Source organism: Frankia sp. AiPs1 (assembly GCF_023716945.1).
In the GTDB taxonomy this organism is placed as follows: domain Bacteria; phylum Actinomycetota; class Actinomycetes; order Frankiales; family Frankiaceae; genus Frankia.
In genome coordinates this window covers 1-6243 of sequence record NZ_JAMQQF010000345.1, presented here as the reverse complement: position 1 = coordinate 6243, position 6243 = coordinate 1, and the positions used below count along the sequence as shown (strand labels likewise).

At 71.9% G+C, this 6243-nt stretch carries 5 protein-coding genes; 3 read left to right on the top strand and 2 right to left on the bottom strand.

All coding sequences use genetic code 11. The features are described 5' to 3' along the window. Window positions 1-527 precede the first annotated feature (527 nt). Both ND748_RS22465 and ND748_RS22460 read left to right on the top strand, forming a co-directional pair. On the top strand, window positions 528-1463 hold the full coding sequence (locus ND748_RS22465) for a ParA family protein (protein WP_251747948.1): 936 nt from the start codon (window positions 528-530) through the stop codon (window positions 1461-1463). After that, window positions 1460-2167 (top strand): hypothetical protein, encoded by a 708-nt coding sequence (locus ND748_RS22460; RefSeq protein ID WP_251747947.1) that lies wholly within the window; start codon window positions 1460-1462, stop codon window positions 2165-2167. Before ND748_RS22465 ends, ND748_RS22460 begins: the two co-directional genes overlap by 4 nt. 135 nt (window positions 2168-2302) lie before the next feature. Here the strand turns inward: ND748_RS22460 and ND748_RS22455 are convergent, their stop codons facing one another. Beyond that, window positions 2303-3802, bottom strand: coding sequence for an MFS transporter (locus tag ND748_RS22455; protein WP_251747946.1), 1500 nt, complete (start codon window positions 3800-3802; stop codon window positions 2303-2305). 373 nt (window positions 3803-4175) lie between these two features. Beyond that, window positions 4176-4745, bottom strand: a complete 570-nt coding sequence (locus tag ND748_RS22450; protein WP_308205699.1) for a TetR/AcrR family transcriptional regulator — start codon at window positions 4743-4745, stop codon at window positions 4176-4178. 293 nt (window positions 4746-5038) lie between these two features. Between ND748_RS22450 and ND748_RS22445 the strand changes: the two genes are divergently transcribed. Then, window positions 5039-6243, top strand: a 1205-nt coding sequence (locus ND748_RS22445; RefSeq protein ID WP_308205698.1) for an alpha/beta hydrolase, incomplete at its 3' end; no start/stop codon positions are given.

The following is a 6243-nucleotide window of genomic DNA, read 5'->3' as shown; positions in this document are numbered from 1 at the left end:
GTCCCGGCCCGGGTAGGCCGCACGGGCCACGGCCGACCCGGGCACCCGCGCGGTGAACGGCGTACGCCCCCGCGCACGCCGCCGGCCGAGTTCCGTGCCGGGTCCGGCCCCGCTGGAGCTACTCATGGATGGCATCGTCCCCCGAGGCGTTGACAGCGACGGCACAAGGTCCGCCGAGACGATAAACCGCCGCTCGCTCGCTCCCGCGACGAGCCACCCGAACGTGACCGTTCGGTATCGGAAAACGGGCAGAACAGCGCGGGAGACCCGCGACTTCCACGTCGGTGGTAGCGCCGACATCACCCACCGTGCCCCCAATACGGGGTGGAACGCACCACTACCGGTCAAGGTGTACGCATCGCGCCCACCCGGCACGGATCAAGGCTCCAGCCGCTCCAGCATCTCGTGATGTGCTGTTCGGCACCCCCGCCGGCACAGGATTCACGCGGGGTGCGGGAACGGGTGGCACCGCAGCGACGGGGGAGACGGATGGCCCGGTCAACGACGGCGCACGGGAGCGGATCGCCGTGCGAGTGATCTCGATCGTGAACTACAAGGGCGGCGTCGGGAAGACCACCGTGACCGCGAACCTCGGCGCACAGATCGCCGCCTGGGGCAAACGGGTCCTGCTCCTCGACCTGGATCCGCAGGCCAGCCTGACCTTCTCGTTCTACCGACCCGAGCAGTGGCGGGCGGGGCTCGCCGACAACCGGACGATCAAGCAGTGGTTCGAGGCATGGCAGATGGACGCCCCGGTGCCGCCGCTCGCCCCGCTGATCACGTCGCCGGCGGTGGTGAACTCCCGGATCGCGCAGGGCAGCGGGGCGCTCGACCTGATCGCCTCCCACCTCTCCCTCGGCGACGTCGAGATGAATCTCGCCGCGCGCCTCGGCGGCGCGGAGGTGCACCGCTCGACCCGCCACTACTTCGACGTCTACCTTCGGCTCGCCGCCGGGCTGGCGACCCTCCCCCCGACCGCCTATGACCTGGTCCTGCTGGACTGCCCGCCGAACTTCGGCGTCATCACCCGCGCGGCGGTCGCGGCCAGCGACCAGCTGCTGATCCCTGCCCGCCCGGACGAGCTGTCGACCCTGGGCATCGAGCACCTGCAGTCCCGGCTGCGCCGGTTCATCTGGGAGTTCAACCGCATCGTCGACCTGCAGTCGGACCTGCATCCGGCGGTGAAGAAGCTGGAACCGATCATCCTCGGGGTCGTCTTCACGATGGTGCAGTACTACTCGGGCAAGCCGATCGCGGCCCTGCGCCCCTACATCGCGCAGACCCGGCAGCTCGGGCTGCCCGTCTTCGAGGCGATGGTCCGCGAGAGCAACCACCACTTCGCCGGCGCGGCCCGCACCCAGCTTCCCGTCATCCTCTCCGACCAGGTCACCCCCGCTCTCGCCTGGGAGCTGCACCGCCTCGTCGAGGAATTCCTCAAGCGGATCAGGACGCCTCACCCTTGACCAACGCCCGCAACGCCCCCGAAGCGCCCGAAGCGCCCGTACCGCCGCAGGCCCACGAGGCCGCCCGGCTGAGCACGCTGCTCCTGCGCCAGCTCGCCGATCTGGTCGCCGGACTTGATGCGCAGCAGGTCGGCGAGCTGCTGGCCGGCCGGACGCGGCTGACCGTCACGGTCACGCCCGGCCCATGGGCGGCGGATCCCGCCGCCGACCCGGCCGATCCGTTCCCCGTGGCGCTGCGCGACACCGCCGCGCGCCCCGCCGCACTGGCGCCCGGCCACCCGGCGAGCCCGACCCCGGCGAGCCCCACGCCGACACGACAGACACCGACACGACAGACCCCGATAAAACAGACACCGGCGAGGCGGACACCGGCGAGGCGGACACCGGTGAGGCGGACACCGGTGAGGCAGACACCGGTGAGGCAGACACCGAAAGCGACGCCGGCGGTGCCCGCGGCCTCGGTGGATGTCGAGGCGTTGAGGGCGGCGCTGCTCGGCGCGGCGAGCCGAGAGGAGGCCGCCCAGCACCTGGCCGCCCTCGGCCGGGTGTCGGTGCCGCAGCTGCGGGCGCTGGCCGGCGCCCTCGGAGTCGACGGGGTCGGCGGAAAGGACCCGAAGGCGATCGTCATCCGCAAGATTGTCGACGGGACCGTCGGCTTCCGGCTCAGCTCTCAGGCGATGCTGAGCGACGAGGCCGAACTCTGAGCGAGACTGTCGAACTTTCAGCGAGACTGTCGAACTTTCAGCGAGACTGTCGAACTTTCAGCGAGAACTGTCGAACTCAGAAGTCACGCCGGGCCGGTGCGAGCCCGTTCGGGGCCCGCACCGGCGACCGGCGGATCAGCCGACGTGCGCCGGGGCGCCCTCCACGGTTGCCGCGGTCTCCCTCCCGGCTCGGATGAACACGAAGATCACTACTGCGGCGATCGCGATGAGGATCGCGCCCCAGAGGAACGCGGTGGTGTAGCCCTCGATCTGTGACTGCGCGAGCGCCGCCGGACCTCGGCCGTGGTCATCGAGGTAGCTGCCGACGGCGGTCGCGTAGACCGTGTTGAGCAGGGCGGTGCCCAGCGAGCCGCCGATCTGCTGGGTGGTGTTGACCAAGGCGCTCGCGACTCCGGCGTCGTGCGAAGCGACGCCGACGAGGGCCAGGCTCGACAGCGGGACGAACGAGAACCCCATGCCGAAGCTGATGAGCAGCTCCGACGGCAGCACGTGGGCGACGTAGCTGGAGTCGACTCCGATGGACAGCAGCAGCGCCATGCCGACGGCGGCCATCGTCGTCCCGACGCCGGCGAGCACCCGCGGACCCACCCGCGGCAGAAGCTGGCTCGCCGCGCCCGCGGAGACGATGATCCCGGCGCTGAACGGCAGGAAGGCGAACCCGGTCTTCAACGCGCTGTAGCGCAGAGTCTGTTGGAAGTAGTAAGTCAGGAACAGGAACATCGCGAACAGCCCGGCGCCGATCAGCAGGGAGGCCAGGAACGACCCACCGCGGTTACGTTCCCAGGCGACCCGCAGCGGCAGCAGCGGCGCGGCGGAACGCGACTCGATGACGACGAACGCGGCGAGCAGCGCCACCGAGCCGATGAGCAGCCCGAGGGTACGGGCGTCGCTCCAGCCGTCGTCGGCGGCCACCGTGAACCCGTAGACGAGGGCGACGAGGCCGGCGGTGACCGTCACCGCGCCCGGCAGGTCGTAGCGGGCCTCACCCTCTGCGCGGCTCTCCCGCACCACGGGCACCGCGAAGAACGCGGTGACGAGTGCGATCGGCACGTTCACCAGCAGGCACCACCGCCAGGAGGCGTACTCGGTGAGCAGACCGCCGACGATGAGCCCGATCGCGGCGCCACCGCCGGAGATCGCGCCGTACACCCCGAACGCCTTGGCCCGCTCGCGGCTCTCCGTGAACGCGACGGTGATCAGGGACAACGCGGCCGGCGCGAGCAGCGCCGCGAACGCGCCCTGCAGGGCCCGGGCGGCGAACAGCAGGGCGGCGTTCGGCGCCAGCCCGCCGAGCGCCGAGGCGAGCGCGAAGCCGATCAGCCCCCAGACGAAGGCCCGCTTGCGGCCCAGGTAGTCGGCAATGCGCCCACCCAGGAGCAGCAGGCCGCCGAAGGCAAGGGTGTACGCGGTGACCATCCATTGCCGGTTGGCGGTGGAGATGCCCAGGTCGGCCTGGGCGTGTGGCATCGCGATGTTCACGATCGACGCGTCGAGCACGACCATGAGCTGCGCGACGGCGATGATGCACAGCGCCAGCCACCGCCGGGGATCGGGCTCGCCGTCGGCCACGCCCACCGGGGGATCCCCGGCCTTGCGGTCGACAGTTGTGGTCACAGGAGGCTCCTTGCCGGAGAAGACGAGCTGCCGGGACATCGAGCGGAAGGTGCACATCAAGCGGAAGGTGCACATCGAGCGGGACGTGCGCATCGAGCGGGACGTGCACGTCGGGCGGGCAGGGGCGACCGGCGCGCGGGGCAGGGACGCAGCGGCGGCCGGACAGAGGGGCGAACGGAATCGGATACAGGCCGCCCACGTCGGGCTGGCAGCTAGGTGGTGGAACCCGCACAGGGTGGAACGCGGCGGGTGTGACACACGGGCTGGGGCGGCGCCATCTTCGCCGCCCCCTGGTCGACCTCTCCACTCGTCTCACGTCCGCTGGACGGCACGCCCAGACCACCCCGCCTTCGCGCGGGTGTTCGAGAAGATATTAGCTCAGGTGTTCGATACCCACCGCGGGTGGGGTCGATCGACCGGCGAGCAGCGGAAGCACCACGTCGTCGACGACGTGGTCGGCGAACGCCTCGTCCAACGGCTCCCCCGTGACAAGCAGACGGGTGAAGATCATGGCAAGGATGACCTCGACAAGCACCTCTGGTTCGGCCTTGGCGAGCAGTTCCCCCCGCTGCGCCGCCCGCTCCAGCAGACAGCGGCCGAGGTCCACCTTGCGTTGCAGGATGTTGGCCTGGATCATCGAGGCCAGCCGAGGGGACTCGTTGGCCGCCCGCAGGACGCAGACGAGCAGCGACCCGTCCGGACCCGAAACGGTATCGATCAAGAGGCGGACCTCGGCGGCCATGTCGTCTCGCAGGCAACCGGTGTCCGCGGGGACGTGATCGGCGGGACCATGCCGCCGCAGTGCCTCCACGACCATCTCGTCCTTGCAGGACCACCGACGATAGATCGTCGCCTTACTGGCCCGGGCCCGGGCCGCGACGGCGACCATGCTCATTCGCTCGTAACCAACCTCGACGAGCAGCTGCAGCGCCGCATCCAGAATCGCCTGCTCGCGGGACTCGTCCCGGGGCCGACCCCGACCGGTGGCAGCCGGCGGCGAAATAGCTCGCCACCCCCTTCCTTCGGATCAACGCCCGGCGGACAATCCGGGGCGGGCCACAGCCCCCACGAGGGCTCTGCGCGACCACCAAAACAGTACCGTACCGTACCGAAAAAGCTGTCCCGCCGACGGGCATGGCGTCGCTCACATCCCGCCGCCGCCCTGACCTCTCGTCCCAGGCCGGACTGGCGGCAATCGCGCCTATCCGGGCGGGCATGATGACACGCGACCAGCCAGTGACCCGGACCGCCAGCGGCCGCCCGGCCTGCGAGAGGACCGCCGCCATCCACCACGTCCCCCACCGCCTCATGGCCGCGGCCACGGGTGGCCTGCTCGCCCTGGGCCTCGCCGTCGCCGCCTGCTCCCGACACGACGTCGCCCAACCCGAAACGTCGACGCCGGCCAGCGGCCCCGGGCGGGTGGGCGGCCCGGCCGGGACACCCGGCGAGATCGACGAGATGCGGGTGCTGCGGGACGTGTCCTACGCGCCGGTGTCTGCCGCCCAGCGCCTGGACCTCTACCTGCCCGGGGCGACCGCCGCCAGGGTACCCATCACCGCCCAGGCACCATCCGCTGCCGACGCACCATCCGCCGCCGACGCACCCCGCGCCGGGACGGGGCTGCCGGTGGTCCTCACCATCCACGGCGGCGCGTTCGCACTCGGCGACAAACGCGACGACCTGCCCGTCATCCGCGCTCTGGTTGGCGCCGGGTACGCCGTCGCCAGCCTGAACTACCGGCTCTCCGGCGAGGCCCACTTCCCCGCCGCGGTCCAGGATGTCAAGGCCGCGGTGCGCTGGGTCCGCGCGCACGCCGCCGACCACGGTCTGGACCCGGACCGGATCGCGGCGAGCGGGGCGTCGGCCGGGGCGTACCTCGCCGTCATGCTGGGAACGACGCCGGGGGTCACGATGTACGACGACCCGGCGCTGGGCAATCCGGGCGTCTCCAGCGCCGTCCAGGCCGTCGTCGACTTCTACGGCCCGGTCAACTTCGGCTCCATGGACGATCAGCTTCGCGCGAACGACCGCTGCGCCGCCTCCGACGCCGGGCATGGCCGCCCCGACTCGCCGGAGTCCCGCTTCCTCGGCCGCACGGTGGCCGCCGTGCCGCAGCTCGTCCGGGTCGCCAGCCCCCTGAACTACCTCGGCCGCGCCCCCTTGCCGCCGTTCCTCATCGAGCACGGGGACGCCGACTGCACCGTGCCGCACCGCCAGTCCCTCGAGCTCGCCGACGCGCTGCGGGCCGCCGGCGCGCCGGCCGTGGAGGTCACGATCGTGCCCGGCGCCGGCCACGGCGGCGCGTTCCCGACCGCAGCGCGGATGCCCGCCGTCCTCGCCTTCCTCTCCCGCGCCCTCGCTCACTGGGGGGGGGGGGGGGGGGGGGGGGGGGGGGGGGGGGGGGGGGGGGGGGGGGGGGGGGGGGGGGGGGGGGGGGGGGG